Origin of the sequence: Streptomyces sp. NPDC005799 (assembly GCF_040630525.1) — a bacterium.
In the GTDB taxonomy this organism is placed as follows: Bacteria; Actinomycetota; Actinomycetes; order Streptomycetales; family Streptomycetaceae; genus Streptomyces; species Streptomyces griseorubiginosus_B.
Map to the genome: position 1 here is coordinate 75,841 of NZ_JBEXXQ010000033.1, position 21,565 is coordinate 97,405.

Annotated in this window: 17 protein-coding genes and 3 pseudogenes; 8 read left to right on the plus strand and 12 right to left on the minus strand. The window is 69.4% G+C overall.

Going from position 1 to position 21,565, the window contains the following annotated elements:
* Nucleotides 1-4: 4 nt before the first annotated feature.
* The 4 genes and pseudogenes from ABZ453_RS29540 to tnpA form a co-directional block, all read right to left on the minus strand.
* On the minus strand, nt 5-2,422 hold the full coding sequence (locus ABZ453_RS29540; protein ID WP_359019468.1) for a helicase C-terminal domain-containing protein: 2,418 nt from the start codon (nt 2,420-2,422) through the stop codon (nt 5-7).
* A gap of 180 nt (nt 2,423-2,602) precedes the next feature.
* A pseudogene (locus tag ABZ453_RS29545) lies at nt 2,603-3,406 on the minus strand (lysophospholipase).
* 142 nt (nt 3,407-3,548) lie between these two features.
* Complete coding sequence (locus tag ABZ453_RS29550) at nt 3,549-4,109, minus strand: ATP-binding cassette domain-containing protein (protein WP_359019541.1); 561 nt, start codon at nt 4,107-4,109, stop codon at nt 3,549-3,551.
* Between the two features lie 73 nt (nt 4,110-4,182).
* A pseudogene (gene tnpA / locus ABZ453_RS29555) lies at nt 4,183-4,605 on the minus strand (IS200/IS605 family transposase); the annotation flags it as partial.
* A 52-nt stretch (nt 4,606-4,657) separates the two neighbouring features.
* Here tnpA and ABZ453_RS29560 point away from each other — a divergent pair.
* Nucleotides 4,658-5,857, plus strand: coding sequence for a transposase (locus ABZ453_RS29560; protein ID WP_359019470.1), 1,200 nt, complete (start codon nt 4,658-4,660; stop codon nt 5,855-5,857).
* Here ABZ453_RS29560 and ABZ453_RS29565 read toward each other — a convergent pair.
* Nucleotides 5,816-6,169 (minus strand): hypothetical protein, encoded by a 354-nt coding sequence (locus ABZ453_RS29565; RefSeq protein WP_359019472.1) that lies wholly within the window; start codon nt 6,167-6,169, stop codon nt 5,816-5,818. The two genes, ABZ453_RS29560 and ABZ453_RS29565, sit on opposite strands and share 42 nt — an antisense overlap.
* Nucleotides 6,170-6,321: 152 nt before the next feature.
* A complete protein-coding gene (locus tag ABZ453_RS29570; protein ID WP_356767181.1) occupies nt 6,322-6,696 on the minus strand; it encodes a hypothetical protein in 375 nt (124 codons plus the stop codon).
* 450 nt (nt 6,697-7,146) lie between these two features.
* Between ABZ453_RS29570 and ABZ453_RS29575 the strand changes: the two genes are divergently transcribed.
* The gene (locus ABZ453_RS29575) at nt 7,147-7,674 is read left to right on the plus strand and encodes a hypothetical protein (protein WP_359019474.1); all 528 of its coding nucleotides are present in this window, start codon (nt 7,147-7,149) and stop codon (nt 7,672-7,674) included.
* A 47-nt stretch (nt 7,675-7,721) separates the two neighbouring features.
* The gene (locus ABZ453_RS29580) at nt 7,722-11,126 is read left to right on the plus strand and encodes a BTAD domain-containing putative transcriptional regulator (protein ID WP_359019476.1); all 3,405 of its coding nucleotides are present in this window, start codon (nt 7,722-7,724) and stop codon (nt 11,124-11,126) included.
* A 5-nt stretch (nt 11,127-11,131) separates the two neighbouring features.
* Here the strand turns inward: ABZ453_RS29580 and ABZ453_RS29585 are convergent, their stop codons facing one another.
* On the minus strand, nt 11,132-12,040 hold the full coding sequence (locus tag ABZ453_RS29585) for a TIGR03619 family F420-dependent LLM class oxidoreductase (protein WP_359019478.1): 909 nt from the start codon (nt 12,038-12,040) through the stop codon (nt 11,132-11,134).
* A gap of 84 nt (nt 12,041-12,124) precedes the next feature.
* The gene (locus tag ABZ453_RS29590; protein ID WP_359019480.1) at nt 12,125-12,808 is read right to left on the minus strand and encodes a hemerythrin domain-containing protein; all 684 of its coding nucleotides are present in this window, start codon (nt 12,806-12,808) and stop codon (nt 12,125-12,127) included.
* A gap of 218 nt (nt 12,809-13,026) precedes the next feature.
* On the opposite strand from ABZ453_RS29590, the gene ABZ453_RS29595 reads away from it, so the two are divergent.
* Together ABZ453_RS29595 and ABZ453_RS29600 are read left to right on the plus strand one after the other, a co-directional pair.
* Complete coding sequence (locus ABZ453_RS29595) at nt 13,027-13,569, plus strand: hypothetical protein (protein ID WP_359019482.1); 543 nt, start codon at nt 13,027-13,029, stop codon at nt 13,567-13,569.
* Between the two features lie 101 nt (nt 13,570-13,670).
* Nucleotides 13,671-14,216 (plus strand): annotated as a pseudogene (locus ABZ453_RS29600) (glycoside hydrolase family 43 protein); the annotation flags it as partial.
* A 194-nt stretch (nt 14,217-14,410) separates the two neighbouring features.
* Here ABZ453_RS29600 and ABZ453_RS29605 read toward each other — a convergent pair.
* From ABZ453_RS29605 to ABZ453_RS29615, 3 genes are all read right to left on the minus strand, one after another.
* Entirely contained in the window at nt 14,411-15,673 is a 1,263-nt protein-coding gene (locus ABZ453_RS29605; protein WP_359019484.1) for a cytochrome P450, read from the minus strand.
* Between the two features lie 70 nt (nt 15,674-15,743).
* Entirely contained in the window at nt 15,744-16,994 is a 1,251-nt protein-coding gene (locus ABZ453_RS29610) for an NAD-dependent epimerase/dehydratase family protein (RefSeq protein ID WP_359019486.1), read from the minus strand.
* A 238-nt stretch (nt 16,995-17,232) separates the two neighbouring features.
* Nucleotides 17,233-18,219: a ScbA/BarX family gamma-butyrolactone biosynthesis protein gene (locus ABZ453_RS29615; protein WP_359019488.1), complete on the minus strand. Its 987-nt coding sequence runs from the start codon at nt 18,217-18,219 to the stop codon at nt 17,233-17,235.
* A gap of 168 nt (nt 18,220-18,387) precedes the next feature.
* Here ABZ453_RS29615 and ABZ453_RS29620 point away from each other — a divergent pair, with 168 nt between their 5' ends.
* Complete coding sequence (locus tag ABZ453_RS29620; protein ID WP_359019490.1) at nt 18,388-19,068, plus strand: ScbR family autoregulator-binding transcription factor; 681 nt, start codon at nt 18,388-18,390, stop codon at nt 19,066-19,068.
* Between the two features lie 138 nt (nt 19,069-19,206).
* Here ABZ453_RS29620 and ABZ453_RS29625 read toward each other — a convergent pair whose 3' ends face one another.
* Nucleotides 19,207-19,773 carry a TetR family transcriptional regulator gene (locus ABZ453_RS29625; RefSeq protein WP_359019492.1) on the minus strand — a complete coding sequence of 189 codons (567 nt, stop codon included), beginning with the start codon at nt 19,771-19,773 and terminating at the stop codon, nt 19,207-19,209.
* Between the two features lie 451 nt (nt 19,774-20,224).
* Here ABZ453_RS29625 and ABZ453_RS29630 point away from each other — a divergent pair, with 451 nt between their 5' ends.
* Complete coding sequence (locus tag ABZ453_RS29630; RefSeq protein ID WP_359019494.1) at nt 20,225-20,908, plus strand: response regulator transcription factor; 684 nt, start codon at nt 20,225-20,227, stop codon at nt 20,906-20,908.
* Between the two features lie 108 nt (nt 20,909-21,016).
* Nucleotides 21,017-21,481 carry a nuclear transport factor 2 family protein gene (locus tag ABZ453_RS29635; RefSeq protein WP_359019496.1) on the plus strand — a complete coding sequence of 155 codons (465 nt, stop codon included), beginning with the start codon at nt 21,017-21,019 and terminating at the stop codon, nt 21,479-21,481.
* Nucleotides 21,482-21,565: the final 84 nt, after the last annotated feature.

The window sequence follows — 21,565 nt, forward strand, 5'->3', positions numbered from 1 at the left end:
GGCACTACGCCGGGGGCATCACCCCGTGAATGCGTGACAGTGTGAACACCCGCTCGTCGTCGCGCAGATGACACCAGGCGTACAGATACGGAGGGTCGAGCTCGAGGCGGCTGACGGTGCGGATCGTGCGGCTGCCCGAGGCGGCGACGTAATCGATGGTGATTGCCGTGTCGTTGTCGACGGCGTGGGCGAGTTGGCGGACGTCGGTGTGGGAGAGGTGGGTCGCGTGCCCGGCGATGATCTCTTCGGTACCGGTGGCGGAGGGGGCGTCGTTGTGCGGGTCTGGGGCGGGTTGGGCGAGTGGCGCGTCCGCCAGCCGGGTGGCAAGCGCGGTCAGTTCGGCCCGCCGTGGGGCGGCAGCCGTGCGGGACCGGACACCGGGTCCGCCGATCGCTGTCCGCTGGGTCGGTACCGACGGCGTCGCCCGGTGGCTGCGGGGTCGTTCGACGCGCACGGTTCCGTCGGCCGTCTCCGCCACGGGCGAGTATCCCTCGGCGCGCAGTGCCGTGAGGGTCTTCTCGAGCGGGGTGCGGCTGACGAGGACGGTGGGGGCGAGGTGCCGCAGGCCCAGTTTGGCGAGTTTGCGATGGGCGGCGATCTCGGTGAGAAGGGCGGGCTCCTCGCCGTGGATGACGCAGGCGGCCGAGGTGACGCGGATCCGTCCATGGCTGCGTGCGGTGTCCGTGATCAGGTATGCCAGGGGCTGGGGCAGCGGGTTGGCGGCTACGGCGGCGAGGTCGGCCTGGATGGCGTCCGGGCCGCGGCCGGCGTCCAGGGCGCGGCGGACGCTTGCCGGGCTGAACCGCCACGTCGAGGCTGTACCGCTGGTCTCCCGCTCGGCGACCGAGTCGAGGAGCGTGACCAGACGTGCGGCGGGTGTGCCGGTGACGACGGCGGTCAGGTCGCTGCCGAAGCGGGCCGTTGTGGTGGCGGTGGGCAGCAGCCGATCGCAGGCCGTGGCCAGTTCTTCGGTGCTGTCGGCCAGCAGGGCGGCGCCGATCGGGGACAACGCTCCGCGAGCCAGGACGCCGAGCAGCTCGCCTTCCCGGATCGCCGTGGCGAACGGTGTCGTGTCCTGCGGCAGGACCTCGGCGAGGGGCCGTGACCAGTGGGTGAGAGGGCCCAGTTCGGCCGCGTCCTTCGCGCCCTGCCCGGCCGGCAGATGGGAAGTGGCGGTGAGCAGCCCCTGCCGGGCCTGGAGACAACCGACGCAGGAGTGAGTACCGGCCAGGGCTGCCAGCGTCTTGTTGTCCTCGTCCCGGGTCTGCGAGGGGGTGAGTCCAAGCGTCCACCAAGCGTGCAGCAACACCGGTAGCCGCTCGGCGGGTTCCGCCTCGGCCCAGGTGTCGTAGGCGTCCGTCGTCGTGACCCGGTCACCGTCCCGGGCCAGGAGTCCGGCCTGGTACGCCGTTTCCAGGGTGAGGCGCACGACGGTGTCCTCGCAGCGTGCCGCTTTGCCGAGCCGGGCCAGCTCGCGGGCTCCGACACCGCCGGACTTCAACCGGGCGGGCGGAGCCGTCGCGCACACCGACAACACCGAGGCGGCGTGGGCGGCGAACGCCGTGGCCGCGGAGGCCGCCTCGCTGTCGACCTCCGCCGGGGTGATGGGGGCAAGGAGCGGGACGGGCGGTGTGGGGTCGAACGGAGCGTGCCAGCCCGGCCCGCGCAGTGCGAGAGCCACCTCCGCGGGCATGTGCGCGGGGCCGTAGTCGTAGCGCCTCTGGACCAGCAGTCCCCGTTCCAGCGCCCAGCGGGCACCCGGCTCGGAGACGGACTGCACTCCGAAGGCGCCGAATACCTCCGGTCGGTACGCGGGGTCCGCCCGCCGCTCCAGCAGTTGCCTGGTGTCGGCCGGCGCCCGGGCGGCCATCTCGGTGATACGTGCCGGATCAGTGTGGTGCTCCACGAGTGTCGCGAGACGCTGCGACTTGGTGCTCGGAGGCCGCACACCCAGGGTCGCGAGGATGCGCCGCAACTCCTCGGACGTCGCATCGTTCAACAGCGTCGCCAGCGACTTGTCCAGTCCGAGAGGGGCGTCCCACGCCCGCCGTAGCGCGGACGCCATGTGCAGATTTCCCTCGCTGTCCGGCCAGACCAGCGCGCGAGTGAACAATGTCTGGAGCGCAGCTTCCAGTCCGCGGGCGGCCTCTCCCTCGCTCGCGCCGAGCAGATCCGCAACGACATGTCGAGATGCCGGCGAACTCAGGACCGCCAGCGCCTCGGCCGCCTGCAGGGCGGGCAGCGGGAGCGGGGGCAGCGCGAGCGCCACCGAGCCCGGGCGTTGTAAGCGTTCAGCCAGTTCGCTGACCGAGCGGGGCTGAGGCGGGGCCACGGCGTCCGGCCGTGCTGCGAGTACCTGCTCCAGAACCTCGACGTCGAGGTGGTGCAGCCACGCTGCCAGGCTCGACTTACCGGACTTCACTGATCACAGCACCTCATGTAGGGGAACGTCACGCTTCGCGCCGTCGGGCTGGGTGAAGCGTGGCACGCCGTACGCGTACCAAGTGTCGCGCACCAAGCGGGTGATGGGGGTGTGTCTTCACTGATGGGCGAAAGCAGGAAAGGGATTGACCGCACGGTGGATCCGATCGTGCAAGGGAGGTCAGCGGGGCAGGGTCTGGTGCAGCCAGGTCAGCAGGTCCCTGATGACCTCCTGGCTGTTGGTCTCGTTGAACAGTTCGTGGCGGGCTCCCGGATATGTCCGGTACGTAATGTCCGTGACGCCGACGGTGCGGTAGCGCTTCACCAGCAGGTCACTGAGCTGGAGTTGTTCGTTGAGCGGGTCCCTGTCTCCGACCATGACGCAGAGGGGAAGCCGGGCCGGAACGCCCTGGGGATCGGCGAGCGTGGGCAGTGCGGCGGCGAGGTCCGCCATGCCCTGCGCGTCGAGGCTGAAGCCGCACAGAGGGTCCGCGAGGTAGGCGTCGACGGCGCGCTCGTCGCGGCTGAGCGAGTCGAAGGGCGTCCGGGCGGGCTCGAAGGCCGCGTTGAGGGCGCGCAGGGGGTCTTCTTAGGCGGTCTGTCCCGCGAGCATCAGGTCGACCGCTGTGGTGCCGGTCAGCGCGACAGCGTCGATGAGGGCGGCATGCCGCAGTATGTACTGCTGGGCGGAGAAGGACCCGAGGCTGTGGCTGATCAGCACCAGCGGGAGACCCGGGTGCCGTTCGCGGGCGACTGCCGACAGGGCGGCCATGTCGTCGACGAGCCGGTTCCAGCCGTTGTCACCGAGATGGCCGGGTGCGGCATGTCTGCTGAGTCCGTGTCCGCGGTGATCGTTGGCGTAGACGGCGTAGCCCTGCTCGGTCAGTGCCGCGGCGAGCGGCGCGTAGCGGCCCGCGTGTTCGCCCATGCCGTGGGCGATCTGCACGACGGCACGCGGTGGTGTGCCGGGCCGCCATTCGTGCACGTGGATCGTGACACCGTCGGTGCTGGGAAAAGTGAACAACGCAACTCCTGTCGTGGGGATCCGGGCAGCCTCGAGTGCCGGGCCGGCTGTCCTGCGTGGCCGGCCGCGGCTGAGAGGCCGTGTTCGAGGCCCGGGGGATGGGTCAGGCGGGGTGTTCGCCGAGATAGCCGGCGACGATCCTGGCCTGGTCGGCGCCGAGTTCCCGGGCCGCGGCGTGGGTGGTGACTTCGCCGTGGGAGAGGACGTAGCCGTGGTCCGCGACCTCCAGGGCCAGGCCGACGTGCTGTTCGACGAGCAGGACGCCGCAGCCGGAGTCGTCCGCGTAGCGCCGTACGACGGGCAGCAGCTCCTCCACGATGATGGGCGCCAGGCCGAGGCTCAGTTCGTCGAGCAGAAGCAGTTTCGGGCGCCGGGCCAGTGCGCGCCCCATGGCGAGCATCTGTTGCTCGCCGCCCGAGAGCAGGCCTGCCCTGCGGTCCTTGAGGCGGGACAGGACCGGGAAGTAACGGTAGGCGGCGGCCTCGTCCAGGCGCTCTCCCCGATGGGCGAGGCGCAGATGTTCCGCCAGGGTGAGAGCGGAGAAGATGCCCCGTCCCTCGGGGACATGGGCAATGCCGAGACGGGCGCGGGTGGCGGCCGGGATTCGTCGACGGAGGGCTCGTCGGAGTCGCCGAGGGCGTCCAGGGTCACCTCCATCTCTGATCTTGCGTGGGTATCCCCGGTGTCAGCCGGGGAGGGAAACGCATCCTGAGATTGCTCTGGCCTGCATTCAAGAGCGGACGTTTTTGCTGCTCGATGTACTGACGGATCATGGTGAGTGGTGGGCCGCGGCACGAGGCTGCGAAGTAGGAGCGGGACCAGAACACTGACCCCATGCCGATGCGGTTGATGCGGCCGGTGTACTCAGCCCACAGCTAGCGGGAGCTGACGCCCTTGAGACTGTTGATCAGCTTGGGCAGGGCGATCTTCGGCGGATAGTGGATCAGCAGGCGTACGTGATCGGCTTCGCCGTTGAACTCCTTCAACTCCGCCTCGAAGCTGCCGCACCCCTCGCGCATGATCTCTTCGCAGCGATCCAGCATCGCGTCATCGAAGACGCCACGCCGGCACCTGGTGACGAACACCAAATGAACGTGAAGGCTGCAGACAACGTGACGGCCGGCACGGACATCGGGATTTGGTTCCCAGCGCGGTGACATACGCCCAACGCAGTAGGATCTTGGAGGCTGATCAGGAAAGGGGGTGGGCCGGATGATCCGTGCGTACAAGTTCCTCATGCGGCCCACCGTGGGCCAGGCCGCCGCGCTCGGGGACATGCTGCGTGATCACTGCTCGCTCTACAACGGGGCTTTGCAGGAACGCCGCGACGCCTACCGGCACGCCTCGAAAACCACCGTCCGGTACGGGCAGCAGTCCGCCCAGCTCAAGGACATCCGCGCCCTCGACCCGGAGTGTCAGGGCCGCTGGTCGTTCTCCTCACAGCAGGCCACCTTGCGCCGTCTCGACAAGGCGTTCGTCGCGTTCTTCCGCCGCGTGAAGGCCGGAGGCAAGCCGGGCTATGCCCGCTTCCGGTCGTCCAGGCGTTTCGACACCGTGGACTTTCCCAGGGACGGCGATGGCTGCCGCTGGGACTCCGCCCCGCACAACCCCACGACCCGGGTCCGCCTGCAGGGCGTCGGCCACGTCCGCGTGCATCAGCACCGGCCCGTGGCCGGCAAGGTCAAGACGATCTCGGTGAAGCGCGAAGGCCGCCGCTGGTATGTGATCCTGACCGCTGACCAGGCCCAGCCCGAACCTCTCCCCGCCACGGGCAGCGTGGTCGGCGTCGACCTGGGCATCGCGAATTTCCTCGCCGACTCGGGCGGCGCCTTCGTTGCCAACCCCCGCCACGGGGCGAAGGCCGCCAAGAGGCTCGAAGCCGCACAGCACGCCCTCAGCCGGTGCAAGCGCGGAAGCAGACGGCGGCGCAAGGCCGTGGAAACAGTGGCTCGCCTGCACCGCAAGGTTCGCCGTCAGCGCCTGGATCACGCACACAAGACCGCGCTCACTCTCGTGCGTGAGCACGACTTCATCGCGCACGAAGACCTCAAGATCCGCAACATGAGCAAGGCCCCCACGCCGAAGTCGGACCCCGAACAGCCGGGCAGCTTCCTGCCCAACGGGGCCGCCGCGAAGGCCGGGCTCAACCGCTCTATCGCCGATGCCGGATGGGGGGTGTTCCTCGCGATCCTGGCCGCCAAGGCGGAAGGAGCCGGACGGCAAGTGATGGCGGTGGACCCCCGCAACACCTCACGGCGGTGTCCCGCATGCGGGCACACCGCCAACGAGAACCGGCCCACTCAGGAAAGGTTCCACTGCGTCTCGTGCGGCCACTCGGCGCACGCGGACACGGTGGGAGCAATCAACGTTCTACGGGCCGGGCTGGTCCGTCGCGAAGCCAAACCGGCATAACGAGAAGCCGCCTCGTTTACGAGGGGGAGGAGTCACGTTGATCTGCCTTCCCACGGTGTTGCGCACGGTCACGGCGCAGTTCTTGCCGGTCGACTGGTTCCAGGTGAGGAACACCTTGCCGGAGTTGCCGACCGGCGTGGAGTCGATGACCGTGTAGCCGGTGCCGCAGGCACCGTTGTACGTTGCCGTGGGCGCTGCCTGGGTGGTGGTGTGGGTCGTGGCCGCCGAGGCCGGGGTGGTCGCGGCGAGTGTGCCTCCGAGGGCCAGCCCGGCCAGCGCGATGGCGGTGGTGGCGCGACGGGACAGCTTCATGGTTTTCCCCCTGCTGATGTGTTCGATGAGGTGCCGTGTCGGTCAATGCCAGTGAGGCGGCCGGTCGCTGCCGTCCACACATGGTGAGACCAGGAAGTCTGGAGGTGGATCGGTGTGCCGGAACGTGCCCCCATCACGCCTGTCGGCGGGTGCTACGGTCGGTTCAGCACGACCGAGTTGATCGGCGTGAGGTTGTAGACGCCGAACTCGTTCAGCCCGATGGTGATCACGCAGTCGGCGCCGTTGTAGCCGTTGCACAGCTGGGCGGTGGCATTGGCGCCGCCGTACTGGTTGTTGAGCACGTAGTGGTTGCCGAACTGGTTGCTCAGGTTGTGGGCGCCGTAGCTGTAGTAGATGTTGGTCGGCGTGCTGTTGTGGATGTCGGCGTCCCGGGGGTAGATGCAGACCGCCCCGCCCGGACAGCCGTACACGGTGCGGTCGTTCGCTTGTGCCGAGCTGGTGCCGATCGCTGCCACGGCGGCCGTGGCGATGGCGAGCGCGGCGGCGCCTCGCGTGATGGTGCGCATGGTGGTGTCCCTCCGTCGCGGCCGGGCGCGTTGCCGGCCCTCCCCACCGGCGCCGGGCGGATGCCGGGCCGGTTCTTCCCGGTGACGTGACCGGAAAGGCGGTTTCCTTCTGCGGCTGCCCGTCAGGCTCAGGCCGCCGGTCTCCCGTTGGTGATTGCACTCGTACTGGCCCGCGGCGAGCCGGGATCGGCGACCTGGTCGACTGACGGGTCCCGACCTGCCGTGATCGCACCGACCCTGCGGCGGTTGGGGCGCCTGGTCCAGCAATTCGATCCTGTTCAAAGCGATTCGGCGGTCCGGCAGCTTTCGGAGCGGGGTGCAACGGGGTGCCCTCGCAGAGATGTCCGGCAACGGGCGAGGTGTCCGGGGTGGAAGCTTCGCCTCGCGTGATCGCGGCGAATTGCGTCGTTGGCCCGGGACTGTCGTGGCTAGGCTGGCCGCGTGACAGTCGTGTGGGTGACGGGCAATTCGGGCACCGGTAAGTCCACGGTCTCCGGGGTGTTGCGCGCGTGGGGCTACGTGGCGTTCGACGCCGACGAGGACGGCTTCAGCCGCTGGATCGACCGGTCCAGCGGCGAGGTCGTGATGGATCCTCCGTATCCGGTCCCCGAGGGCTGGCTGGAGCGATACGGGTGGGTGATCGTCCGCGAGCGTGTTGAGGCACTCGTCGAGGAGTCGCGTTCCCGTATCGCGTTCTTGTGTGGGTCGGCGGAGAACGAGGAAGACGTCCGCGACCTTTTCGACGTCACCGTCTGTCTGGTCATCGACGAGGACACCCTCCGCCACCGGCTTGCGACCCGCACGACGAATGCGTTCGGTCAACATCCCGAAGAGCTCGCGGCGGCCCTGGAGTGGAATCCTCGGATGCGAGCGATCTACGAGAGCCTTGGCGCGACGGTCATCGACGCCTCCAAGCCGGTGAACGAGGTGGTGGACAGTGTGATCGACGCGGTTCAGCCGCGGAGGGGTGGTGCTTGACGTGCTCCCTGGACTTCGGCCAGGGAGCACGTCAAGATGTTCTTGTCATGATCACTTTTGAGGTGCTCGGTCCGTTCCAGGTGGAGGTCGACGGACAACCGGCGGACACGCGGGGCCGACTCCCACGTATGGTCCTGGCCCAACTGCTGCTCGCGCAAGGCACGGTCGTGCCCACGGATCGCATCGTCGAGAGGTTGTGGCCGAGCCGCGTCCCACCGAGCGCGCAGGCATCGCTGCACGCCTACATCGCGCGCCTGCGGCGAACCCTGGAGCCGGGACGGGCGCCGCGGGCTGCAGCCCGGATCCTGCTCAGCGCACCCTATGGCTACGCCCTCGCTGTGGAGCGAGACGCTGTGGACGCCTGGGTGTTCGAAGACCGGGTGGCGGCCGGTTCCACGACGGGGCTGCCCGCCCACCTGGCTGCCGACCGCCTGTCCCGGGCGCTCGCCGGCTGGGGCGGGCAGCCGTACGCCGAGTTCGCGGACGAGCCGTGGACCGCGGGTGAGCGCACCCGGCTGGAGGAGATCCGCCGCACCGCACGCGAGCGGCTCACCGCGGCACAGTTGCGCTGCGGTCAGGCCGCGCAAGCGCTCGCCGAGGCACGGGCGCTGACCAGGGACCAGCCCCTGCACGAGGAGGGGTGGCGGCTGCTGGCGCTGGCGCTGTGGGCCCGCGACCGCCAAGGAGACGCCCTGACGGTGCTGCGACAGGCCCGGCGCGTCCTCGGCGAGGAACTCGGCATCGACCCCGGTCCCGCCCTGCTGGAGCTGGAGCACGCACTGCTGCACCAGCGTCTCGACCTCCTGCACCGGGAGACCGGCGTGCCCGCGGCGGTCTCCGTGCACCCCGGCACGCCCCGAGCCACGCAGGCTGCAAAGGAGCTGGTCGCGGCCGAGGAACACCGAGCGCGGGCCACCCCTACGGTGCTGACGACGGACCGTCTGCTGGGCCGCGACGAGGAGCTGACCCGGCTGGCCTTGGCCGCCGACCGGGCCCGGACCGGACGGTCACAGGTGGTCCTTGTCTCCGGCGAAGCAGGCATCGGCAAGTCGAGCCTGCTGGAAGCCGCCCTTGGGCAACTGCCCGCCCAGGGCTGGCTGTCCGCCATCGGGCGGTGCCCGGAGAGCGAGGGCGCCCCGCCCGGCCGCGCCTGGTTCGACTTGCTTCCGCGCCTCGCGCAGAGCGCTCCGCCGGGCCCGTACGCCGACGAACTCGCGGCGTTGCTCGCTCCCGGCACCTTGAGCGGTCCCGAGCAGCCGGACGGCAGCCCGGCGCGACGCTTCCGCCTCCACAAGGCCCTGCTCGGGTGGCTCCGGGACGCCGGGCGAGGGCAGCCCCTGGCGATCTTCGTGGACGACCTGCACCGGGGTGACCAGGAGAGCGTGGAGCTGTTCCTGCTGTGCGCCGAACAACTGCGTGACGTGCCCCTGCTCCTGGTCGGCTCGTTCCGCACCGGCGAGGGTGATCTGACCGCGGCCCTGGCCCGACTGGCCGCCTGCGCCCCCGTACGGCTGGCACTCGGCGGACTGTCGGACACCGAGGCGAAGGCCCTCTTGAGACGCGCGGCGGCCGGCATGAGCGAGCGGGCCGCCGTGGCCCTGGCCGAACGGGCCGGCGGCAACCCCTTCTACCTGCGCGAGAGTTGCCTGCTGCTGGCCGGCGAGGGCGAGGAGCGGGCCCTGGCCAGCATTCCTCAGGGGGTCCAGGACGTGCTGCGGCGCCGGCTGGCCCTGCTCGCGCCGACCGCGACGGCCGGACTGCGCCTGGCCGCCGTCGCCGGACGCGAGGCACCGGTCTCGCTGTTGATCCACGCGGCCGACCACGATGCCGACCAGCTCCTCGACGCCCTGGACGCCGGTGTCAGCGCGGGACTGCTCACCGAACCGAGACCGGGCACCATCCGGTTCACCCACGCCCTCGTACGGGACGCGCTGGAGGCCGACCTCACCCGCCTGCGGCTGGCCCGCATGCATTCCCGGCTGGGCCGCAGCCTGATCGCCCTGGGTTCCGACGACGTCGCCGCCATCGCCCACCACCTCCTCCAGGCGGCCCCCGTGCTCACCGACGACGCCGAGCCCGCGGTCCACCACGCCCGCCTCGCGGGCGAGCAGGCCGTACGCCGCTACGCCCCACAGAACGCCGAAACGCTTCTCGACGCGGCCCTGAACCTGCTGGCTGCTCACCCGGCGGCCTTCGCGGGCCAGGACGTCCCGCTGCTGCGGGTCCGCCTACTGGGCCAGCTGGTCGACTGCCGGATCCGGATGGGTGCCGTCGTGCCCGCACGCGACGCCCAGCTGAAAGCCGTGCGGATCGCCCGTGCCGAAGGCAGGGACGATCTGCTGACCGAGGCGTACACGAGCTGGACCGAACCGACCCCCTGGCGCGTCCGCGCCTACGCGGACTCCGACCCCGAAGCCGTCGAGGAGCTCGACAGGCTGCTGCGGACCGGCTGCCCGGACGACCGGCAGCGGGTCCTGCTCCTCGACCAGCTTGCCGACGCCCTCGACGACAGCGATCCACGGGCCGTCGCCGTCGCACGCCAGGCGGTCGAACGCGCCCGTGCCCTGGGTGATCCCCGGATGCGGGGCCTGACCCTCACCTCGCTGCTGCGCCGGGTGGACTGCGAGCTCGATCCCGTGGCCTACGAGCAACTGCACAAGGAACTCACCGAGGTGGCCGACTCCCAGGACATTCCCGAGCTCTCCTGGATGAGCGCCTACACCGCCGCCCGCCTGGCAGCAGCGGGCAACGAGCCGGCGCGCATGGAGCAGTGCCTCGTACGGGCTGACGAGATCGCCCGTACCTATGAGCTGCAGGGCGCGTTCGCGGTGGCCAGGCTGCGCCGCCCCTTGCTCGCCATGGCGCAGGGCCGTTTCGAGGAGGCGGAGCAGGAACTGGGCGCGGCGGTGGCGGACCTGAGGGCGGCCGGGGCGGTGGACCTCAGCGGGCTCGCGGGTCTGGCCATCGGCTGCATCCGGCTCCAGCAGGGCCGCCTCGCCGAGGTCCTCCCCATGCTCCTCGCTGTGTGGGAGCAGTACCAGCCGCACAACGAAGCCCTCACGGCCCTGGCCCTGCTCGCCGCAGACCGGCCCGACGAGGCCCGGGAAGTCTTCGGCAGGCGCGCGCCGCTGCTGCGGGACTTCGCCTATCCGATACTGGCCGGCCTGCGCGGTGTGGCCGCGATCGCCTTCGCTGATCGGGAGGCCGCCGCCGGGGTCTACGCGGACTTGCTGCCCCTCCAGGGGCGGGCAGGGGGTGCGAGCAGCCTCAGCATCGTCTACCGGCCCATCGCCCAGACCCTCGGCGACCTCGCCCGGTTCCTGGGCAGCCCGGACCGGGCCAGGCGTCACTACCTGGACGCCGTACAGGTGGCCGCCGCCTGGGAGTCGCCCCATTGGGAGGCCTCCGCCCGAGCTGCCCTGGCCGCTCTGCCGGCGGCGCCCACCTCCTAGCCACGCTACGGGACCAGTTGGGCCATGAACTCCGCCGCCAGATCGAGGTACTCCTCCGGCGAGTCCGTCGTCAGCTGGAGGTCCACCAGTACCTCGTCGGTGTCCGCCCGGCACATCGTTCTCAGGTGGTCGCAGAGCTGGCGCACCGTTCCCCGCTGGTAGGTCTCCGCCGGATTCGCCGCGGCCTGGGTGACATGGGCGTTGATGCGAAACACCCGACGCAGCACGTCCGGGTCGCGCCCCGCCCGCTCGGCCGCTTCGCGGGCCACTGCCCACAGGGCGTCGAAGTACGGCAGCGGCATCGCGGCCGCGAGCCAGCCGTCCGCACGCCTGCCGACCCGCTCCAGGGCGACCGGGGTGAAACCGCCCAGCAGGACGGGCGGTCGCGGCCTCTGCAACGGTTGGGGCAGGACGGTGGACGAGGGAATGGTCCACAGCGGCCCCGTGTGCACGACCGTGCCGGACCGCCACACGGCCTCGAGGACGTCCAGCGTCTCCTCCAGCCGGCCACCGCGCCCGTGCCAGGGCACTCCGACGGCCTCGTACTCCTCACGCATCCAGCCCAGCCCGAGCCCGACGTCCAGACGCCCTCGGCTGATCAGGTCCAGGGTGGTGAGCGCTCGGGCGAGAACGAGGGGCGGCTGCCACAGGGCGTTGAGGGTGCTGCTGCCCAGGCGCACCCGCTCGGTCACCGAGGCCGCCACACCGAGCGCGAGCAGCGGATCGAGGTGCGTACCGTACCGGGCCGGCATCGTGCCGCCCGGGTAGCCCTCGGGCGGAGTCAGCGGCGACAGCAGCCGGTCGGCCACCCAGAGGCTGTGACAGCCCAGCGCCTCCAGGGCCGCGCACATGGCGGCAGTGTGATCGGGGTCGGCGAAGGGGCCGAATTGGGGGACGGAGAATCCGATGCGCATCGGTCAGGAGGTTCCTCAAGCGGGTCGGTCGGTACAGGGCGGACGGCGGCCGGGCGTCCGGGCCGCGCGGCAGGGCCTGGCGGCTCAGACGGACGTGTGCCGGCCGCGGATGCGGCGGGTTTCGCGCCGGTACTGCCGCTGCCCGAGGACCTTCCACATCACCCTCGCGGCGACCGGCAGGCGGGCGAGGAACTCTCGGCGCTCATCGGGCGGGCAGTCCTCCAAGATGGCGCCCAGCGCGATCATCAGGCGGTTTCTCGGCGTCTCGGCCAGACCCCGCTCCCCGACCGTGCGCCACTCGCTCTCGTTCACGTGGCGCACGACCAGCGGCATGACCACCTGCTCCTCCTCATCGAGGTGGGCGCTCAACTGGCGGTGATGTCGGCGCAGCGCCTCGGCCAGCTCGTCACGGTCGGCTGCCGGCGCCTGCGTCCGCCACCGGTCCATGAGCACCTGGACCTCGTCCATCCCCGTACTGAGCTCGTGGTGCTGCGCCTCCATCGCCAGCACCTGCTCTGCGTCCATGTCGAGGCGGGGGAGCAGGGCAGGCCACAGCACCTGGTCTTCCCCGGTGTGATGGGCGTGCAGCCCCACGGTGTACTCGCGCCAGTGCTCGGCGAGGATCCCCGCGCGGACGGTGTCCCATGGCGCAACGTCCTGTACGAGTTCGGCCAGCAAGCGCGACTCACGGCGGAACACCCGGTGGATCATCGCCATCTCGCGGGTGTAGGGGTGGGCGGTGGAATGGGAAGCATTGCTCGTCGTCATGCCCGCAAGCCTGCTGACGGTAATTGCCGCCCACTTGCACGGCACTTGCCGTCCCCGTCGCGCGTCGGCACCAACCGGTAGTTGCCGCTTGAGGGCACCAGGGCCGGCTCGATCAACTCCCAGCGAGCATCGTCCAGATCACTCGGAACCGACGGCCCGGTCAAGACCCGTCCCACGCCCTGTATGCACCACGGGTGAGCGCTCCATACGGTGATCGCATGGACAGTTCCGTCATCTTCAATGTCGTCACCACGGGTATCGCCGTTGTCGCAGTGGTGACCTCCGTCGTCTTCAACGCCCGACAGGTCCGCACCGCGCAGCACGCCAACCACATATCCGTCATGGTCGACCTGCTCCAGGAGTTCCGCTCGGCAGACTTCCATGAGCAGCACGACTACCTCCGCACGCGCTTGGGCGCAGAGCACGATCCGGAAGGCGGTGTACGGGGATTACCCTCGGAAGCCAAGGCGGCCTTCTACAACGTCGTGTACTACTACCAGTCCTTCGCGAACCTCGCCGTGTTCGACATGCTCGACGAAACCCTCATGGTCACGGTTTTGCGGACCCGGATCGTCTCGGTCTGGCAGGCCGTGCGGCCGTTCGTTGAACGCGAGCGGGAGTTGCGCGGCGAGACCGGCCGAGGCTCATACATGTCGATCTTTGAGGAGCTGGCGCGACTGGCGGCAGCGCTACCACCAGAACACGTCCTCGACGCAATGGCCCGGACCCGACGACCAGCACGCTCCCGGCTGCTTCGCTGAACGGCCGGTGCTCGTGGCAAGCCGTTGGCGGGAATCGGGGCGGAGTTCGATGGCCAAGCAGACCGTCTCCGCTCCGTGTGCCGCTTGTGCCGGCGACGTCGGTCTCGCTGCGTCATCGCCCCGCTGAGGACTGCACCACCAAGGAACGGCCCGGCTGGCTCACGCTGCGCGCCCGGGGCGCGTCCCTGGACGACACCGACGTGACGTTCGTCGGCCGTCGGCAGCAGCACGCCTCCTGCCGGGTGGCGCGCTCTGGTCGATGTGGCGGAAGGGCGTGGCGGTGTGGCCGTTCGCCTCGACGAACAGCACCACTACGACATCGAGGCCACGTCGGGCGAGGTTCGGGTGCGTGCCCGTATCGGCCCCCTGGTTACCGTCGTGGCGGCCCGGCCGGTACCACCCGGACCCGTCGTCCTGCGCGTCGAAGTGGCCGCCATCGAGACACTGAACCACGCACGCACCGGTCCCGATACCGTCACATCGGCATCGAGGAACCGGACGGAACCTTCGTCGCACTCACCGCGCTCGACGGGAAGTACCTGTCCACGGAGGTCGCCGGCGGTTTCACCGGCCGAGTCCTAGGGATGTTCGCATCAGCCGGTTCCCTTCACTTCGACTGGTTCGACTACGAGCCGCTCGATCGCTGATCCATGGTCATGGTTTGCTGGTGCCTGCTAAGCCGCGATGCTCCCGCAGGGCGCAGACCACGAGGCACGTCGACACAGCCCTGGCACCGCCGTGCGACCGGCGCTCCAGTGACCCCGACCGCCGGTCACTGGGGCGTTCCCCGGATCGAACCGCCCGCCTACGCCCGCCCCGTCGGCCGGCTTACGTGGATGGTTCACACGGGGCCCAGCCGAGCAGGCACCTCCCGGTGGCCGTTGGATATGAAGGACTGCAGCGGGCGCAGGTCGGCCATGGGCACGGCCGCGTTCAGGTCCGGGTAACGGGTGAAGAGGGCCGACAGGGCGATGGACGCCTCCAGGCGGGCCAGCTGAGCTCCCAGGCAGTAGTGGACGCCGTGGCCGAAGGACAGGTGCTCGCCCCGTGTGGCGCGGGTGACATCGAAACGGTCGGCGTCGCTTCCGTGCAGCGCGGGGTCACGGCCCGCGGCCGCGTACGAGATGGTGATGGCCTCGCCCCGGGCGATCGTGACCCCGCCGATCTCCAGGCCCTCCACGGCGTAACGCAGAATCGAGTGCGCGCCGGGCGCGTCCAGGCGGAGTGACTCGTCGATGACGTCGTCCCACGATGCCCGGCCGGCGCGGACCAGCCGGAGCTGCTCGGGGTGGGCGAGCAGCCGGGTGATCGCGTTGTCGAGGAGGTTCACCGTCGTCTCGTAGCCGGCGGTGAGCAGCAGGATCAGGTTGTCCGCCAGTTCCTTGTCGGTCATCGCCGTGCCCTCGTCGTCGCGGGCGGTGACCAGATCCGTCGTCAGGTCGTCGCCGGGCTCGCGCCGTTTGAGGGCGATGAGGTCGTTCATGGTCCGGTAGAGGTGGAGGACATTGCTCTGCGCGTCTTCCTTGGACGCCGTCGTCGCGAAGAAGCCCTTGATGATCCGGTGCAGCTCGCCGCGCGCCGACTCGGGCACGCCGAAGAGTTCGGAGATGACGCTGCTGGGCAGTGGGTGCGCGTAGTGCTCCCGGAGGTCGACGACCGAGTCCGGGGTGCGGGCCGCCTGCTGCGCGAGTCCGTCCAGCAGATCTTCGACGATCCTTTCGATGCCGGGTCGCAGCGCGTTGACGCGCCGGATGCCGAACGCTCCGGCCACCGGCCGGCGCAGCCGGGTGTGCTCGGCGCCGTACGCGGTGACCATGTTCTGCACGGAGACCCAGATGGACAGCGGCCAGTCACCTGTCACCTCGCCGTCGATCCAGGCCTGCCAGTGCCGGTAGGCGTCCTTGGAGACCCGCGGATCAAGCAGGAGTCGCTTGATCAGGTCGGCGCTGGTCACCGACCATGCCGGCACGCCGCCCGGGAGTTGGACCCGGGTCACGGGACCGCGTGCGCGGATGTGTTCGATCTCGCCCTGGATATCGCTTCCGGTGGGGTCGATCGCGAAGGGGCAGGCTGAGGGCTGCCGCGTGGACGATGTGGTCTGCATCGTTGGTTCCGCCTTCTGCATTCGGTGGTGGGGAGGGTTGGTGGAGCATCGTCCGTGCTGTGCGCGCGTTTCAGCCGGCCGACGGCAGAGGTGCGGGCATCACGTCGTCGAGGTGTCCGCGGTACCAGGGCGCGCAGGTGGCGAAGCCCTCGGCGATGCCGGGGCCGGGTTCCAGTCGGGTCAGGGACCACAACGGGGTGCAGTCGAACCAGTGGTCCTCGCCCAGTTGGGTGAACCGCTGCAGCAGAGCCGCATCGGTCCGGCTGCCGAGACGTTTCGCCAGGTCCGTCGGGGGCACGTCCCCGCGCGGCAGTCGCAGGCCCAGGTGCCGGCACAGGGTCGCGACGACTTCGCGCACGGTGACCGGGTCCGGGTGCGCCGCGTGCAGCACGACGGACGTGGGCAGCGGCTCGGGTCGGGTCGCGAGCGCGGCGGCCGTCCGGGCCAGATCGTCCACAGAGATCCACGACAGCCTGGCCCGCCCGCCGTTGATCCAGTGCGGGAACCCGCTGATCATCCGAGCGAGGGCGGGTACGGCCCACACGTCACCGGCGCCGTAGACCAGCCCGGGGCGCAGGATGGTTCCGCCGGCGGCGAGGACGCTTCTGTCACCCGCCAGCCGCGAGGCGCTGGTCACCGACGGCCGGAGATCGGACGACCGGGGCTCACCCCGGTGTGGGCCCGGCCCGTAGACCGCGGTGGTGCTGAGCCGAACGAAGCGCCGGACACCCGACCGTCCAGCCTCGGCCAACAGGGCTTGCGTCCCGGCCGTGTTGACGGCGTGGGCGGTGACCGGGTCATTGGTGATCACCGAGGCGAAATGCAGCACCGTGTCCACGCCATGGCACACCTCGTGCAGGGACGCGGGGTCGGTGAGGCTGGCAGTGACCACGCCGGCTGTCTGTGTGCAGCAGTTCGGGAGGCTTTTCTTGTGCGTGAGCAGCCGCAGACGTGGCTGGGCCGGGTGTGCGCGCAGTCGATGGACGACCTGATGGCCCACGAAGCCGGTCGCACCCGTGATGAGGACAGTCGGTGTGCGGTCCTTCACGCCGGCTTCAACCGGCTTCACGAATGCGTCTGTTTGCGAAAGAGACAAGCCGGATCTGTGAACGGTCTGCGGCGATGCCCCTCCCGCCGGATAGCATGATGGTGCTGTGCTGACTCTTGTAGTGCGTGCTGCACGGGACGCGGCCCACGACGGAATGAGGCCTGACGGGTGCGGGGTGAGGGTGTGCGGGGGTGGTCGGCCGATGGTCTCGGCCGGGAACTCGGGTGTCATGAGAGTCGGTTGCCTTTGCTGATCGGGATCGTTGATGCACATGCCGCGACATGAGCCGTGGGACACATGGTTGCGCGGCGTTCGGGCACGCCCGGCGGCACGCCCGTGTACAGGGCATGCAGGGTGGCCGCCGGACGCGAGCGGCGGTCGATGGCCGTGATACGGGGTGTGCCGGAGAGCGGGAGGCGTCGGCTGCGGCGGCGACGCGTCGGGTGAATCGCTGTTCGGTCGACCGTGACGCGGGCCGTGTCCGATGGCGCGTCCGCGGACGGAGAAACCGTCAGCCGTGCATCGAAGTGCCCGCCAGCAGAACCCTGAACACCGGGCGCTCGCTCTGGTGACCGGTGACTTCGAGTTCGGTACGGTGCGGCAGGTCGGTGGGCACGGTGCGGACGTCGATCCAGCACGGCGATCCGAACTCGACGTAGCCGTGGAAGGCCACCTGTACCGAGGACCAGTGCTGGCGGACTGGTGCGGTGGCCGCGTTCGCGGCCTGGAGTGCCGCTTCGACGAGGACCAACCCCGGGAAGTGGTCGTTGCGGTGGTCGAAGACGGTCGGGTGGGCGCGGTCCGCGCGCAGTTGCCAGCGTCTCTGCGATCCGGCGGCGGTGGGCGCGGGCCCGGGAGCCGGGGCGAGCAACACGTCCATCGGTCGTGCGCGGCCGACGACGACCGGTGGTACGGGTTCGCGCTGCGCGGGGGGTGCGGTCGATTCGATCTGCTCACCGCGTAGTCTGCGGTAGACGGCGGGGCTGATGATGTCGAAGCGACCGCCGCCCCGTGCCAGGGTCTCACCCTGTTCCGTGCGCAGCGTCATGTCACAGGTCATGGCCGCCAGTCGGCGGCCGCGGAAGCGGAGATCCGAGCAGGCTGTCTCCACCTCGATGCGGCGGGGCCCGGGGGCCGGAGCTGGGCGGGTCCGCTCCCGGGTGTACGCCAGGTTCCACATGACGAAGTGGTGATCCAGAGGTACGTCGTAGGCGGCGTGAGCAAGCAGGAGTCCACACTGACGGATGGTCTCTGCGGTCAGGTTGGCCGCGTGATTACCCTTCACGGTTGTATAGAAAGGGTGGTCGTGGGGCCAGGCGACGTTGATGAGATAGCGGTTCTTCGTCTGAGGCCGCCATCGGACAGGCAGAACATCCAGCGAGGTCGAGCGATGCACCAGTTCTTTGAAGACCGGATGGGATGTCGCGTCGGGCGATATGTCAGGTTCTGTGTGCCAGGAGGGCTGTCTGCCCTCCTGTTGCACATGGGTAGCCTGCACGCCTTCCCCCTAGGTATGCCATAGCCGAGCTCGAGGTGAGCTCGAGCGGGACGTAACATACGTGTGAGTCGGTATGTGGCTCAATGACTTGTCTCGCATGATGAGATTAATGATGAGTAACATCCGTTCCACCTGCACAAACAGGCGAAATGCTCTGGAGGGAAGTCAATGGTGACGCAGGAACGGGCTCTCGCGACCCGGCGCATGATCTTGGAGGCAGCTGGGTCCGTCTTCGCTGAACGGGGTTACAGCGCCACGACGGTCGCCGACGTCCTCAAGAAGCTCACCCTCACGCGTGGAGCCGTGTACTTCCACTTCTCCTCCAAGGAGGAACTCGCACGGGCCGTGCTGGCGAGCCAGGCGGACGTCCCGACCGTCGTCCGGGACCTGAAGCTTCAGGAACTCATCGACCTGGGCTTGGTGTTCGCCTGCCAGCTGGCCAGGGATCCCGTGCTCCAGGGCAGCGTCAGGCTGTCATTGGAGCTGGATTCGGTGGGACTGGACCGGAAGCTTCCCTTCCAGGGGTGGGTCGACCGCAACCTCAGCATCCTGGAGGAGGCCGGCGCGCGGGGTGAACTGCGTCCGCACGTGGACCTGGTGGAGACGGCCGAGCTGCTGTGCTCCTGTTTCACGGGAGTGCAGCTGTTCTCGCAGGTCATGACGGGTTGGACGGATCTGGACGCCCGGGTCAGGGTGCTGCTGAAGCATGTGCTGGCCAACATTGCGGAGCCCGTGGTACTGCTCCAGCTCGACCTGAGCCCGGACCGAGGCATCAAGGTCGGGGCGGAGTTGGGTGCCCTGGCGGCCGAACGGGCGGCCAACAGTGAGGAAGAGCCCGTGGGGGGCTGATCCGGCCCTCCCCGTGCGTGTCCGTTCCTTCGGACGAGCCACCATGCGCGCGAGCCCGCCGGAACATCGGGCGGGCCCGGCCTGTGCAGGGTTTACGCGTCAGGGACCCAGCTCGTGGGAGGGGCCCCGGCCGCCGTCTCACTCCATGCGGCCCACCGACGGCGGCAGGAGATTCCATACACCAGTGACGGTTGACTCGGCGAGCCACTGCTCGCCCTCCTGCCACAGATACGCCAGTCCCACGGTCATGGCGACGACCGCGTTGGCGGTATGCCCCGCCGTGACGGAGCGGGCGAAAGGATACCGGCGCTCCGCGAGCGCGACGGCATCCCGTACGTACTCCTCCCACTGCTGGATGACGTTCACCGTGGGCTTCCTGTCCTTCTCGCAGCTCAGCAGTACTCCCGCGCGAAAGGTGACATCGCGCCGGTACAGCGCGGCGAACATCTGCACCGCCCATGCCAGGCCCTGCGCACCGCTTTCCCGCCCGCCGCTCGTCACTCTCCCGAACTGCTCGGCGGCTGCCGCTTCAACGGCGTCCGCCAGGGCGTCCTTGCTGGGGAAGTGGAAGTAGAGGGCCCCTCGGCTCACTCCCGCGTCCATGGCGATCGTGGACAACTTCGCCCGCGAATAGCCGTGTTCGGCGAAGACCGTCGCGGCGGAACGAATCAACTGGGAACGGGTCCGGGTCGCTTTGTCGCTCAATGCCGACTCCTCACGTCCGTGCAGGTGGCCTTGCAGGTGCCGGCACGGTCCGGATCGATCCGTGAGGCCCTGCAGGAGACCATGAAGATAACATTCATGGCTGTATCTTTACCCCGCTCGCGCGGGAGCATTTCGGCGGTTGGATCAGTTGTTGAACGAACAGTCATGTCCGATACGCACGATTAGTCCATGTTGCATGAGGCTGTTCGGGACATCGGAGGCGTGATTCACGCCACTCGAAGCGCGTTGACATGCATGCGTGTCGGTTTGTAATCTCAGAGTGCTCGATCGGTTTTCGGCGTGGGCTTCCACGCAGGAACGGGGGAACGACGACATGAGTCAGCAGGGCACGGTTCTGCACCGAAGGCACGGCACGCATCACCGTCATCGCGGATCCGAGGCGCAGCGCGGCGCCTCGCGGGGGGTGGAGGGTCACATACCGGGGGTGGACGTGGCTGTCGAGAGATGGCGTGTGCTCGTGGTCGAGGGCGACCCGCATGCTCAGCGGGGAATCACCCACAGCCTCCGGCGGCAGGGCTGCGAGGTGGTCGCTGTCGACAAGGGCGGCAAGGCGCTGGAGATGTACGAGCACGCGGATCTGGTCCTGCTGGACCTGGAACTGCCGGACCTGCACGGCCTGGACGTGTGTGCCGCGATCCGCGCCGCGGGGGACACCCCCATCATCGCGTTCACCTGCCGCAGCAGTGAGTGGGACCAGGTGCTGGTGCTCGAGGCCGGGGCGGACGACTGCCTCCTCAAGCCCTACGACCTGCGGGAGTTGACCGCGCGGATCGGTGCGGTGATGCGGCGCAGTGTGCGACAGGTTCACGCGCCGGATGTCATGGAATGGGGCCCGCTGCGCATAGACATGAAGCTGCGTCAGGTCACGCTGCGGGGCGAGCGCGTCGAGTGCACCCGAAAGGAGTTCGACCTGCTGTGCCTGCTGGCCTCACAACCGGGAGCCGTGGTGTCGCGGCGCCGGCTCATGAGCCAGGTGTGGGGAGACCACTGGTCGCCACCGAGCCGCACGATCGACACGCATGTCGCCAGTCTGCGACGAAAACTCGGACCCGACGAGTGGATAACGACCATCCGCGGAGTCGGACTGTGCTTCCAGCCCGCCGTTACTCACTGAATCCCGAATGCCCTGCCCCTGACCGGGCGGCGCCCGAGATATCCCTCTTTCTTGGCCCTCCTGAGCAGGAGGGCGACCGAACCGCACACGTCAAAGGAATCCATATCCATGTCTGATCTCACTCCCGAGCGCGTCGGCGCAGCCTGGGCCTCCCTGGCCACAGGGGACCGCGCGCGAATAACGGAATTCTGGGACGAGAAGGTGCGCTTCGAGGTTCCCGGACTGCACGCGTATTCCGGCTGGTACGAAGGTCTCGACGCGTTCCTTGAGTTCTTCGGGAACATGTTCCGGCTGTCCGGCGGCACGATGCACGGCGAGAACATCACGGTTCTGGTGAATCCCGAGGCCGGCTACTCGGTCGACGTCAACCACATCTCGGCGGTGCGTGCGGGGGCGGAGGCCGACAGCACCTCGCCCTACGACACCTTCGAGATCGAGGCGCTGCACCTGCTGCGCTGGAGCAACGGCCGCATCGTCGAGGGCCGTTGGACCGTGCTCGGGCCCGGTGCCGAGACCACCGCGCTGTGGTGGTCCCCGCGGGATGCCGCCGGCGCCCGCCGCCAGGTCGTCTGACGTCCCGCCACACAGACGCCGGTACGGCCGCGGCGGCAGCGGAGGCCACGGCCGTACCGGCTGACGGTGCCGGCGCGGTGCGGC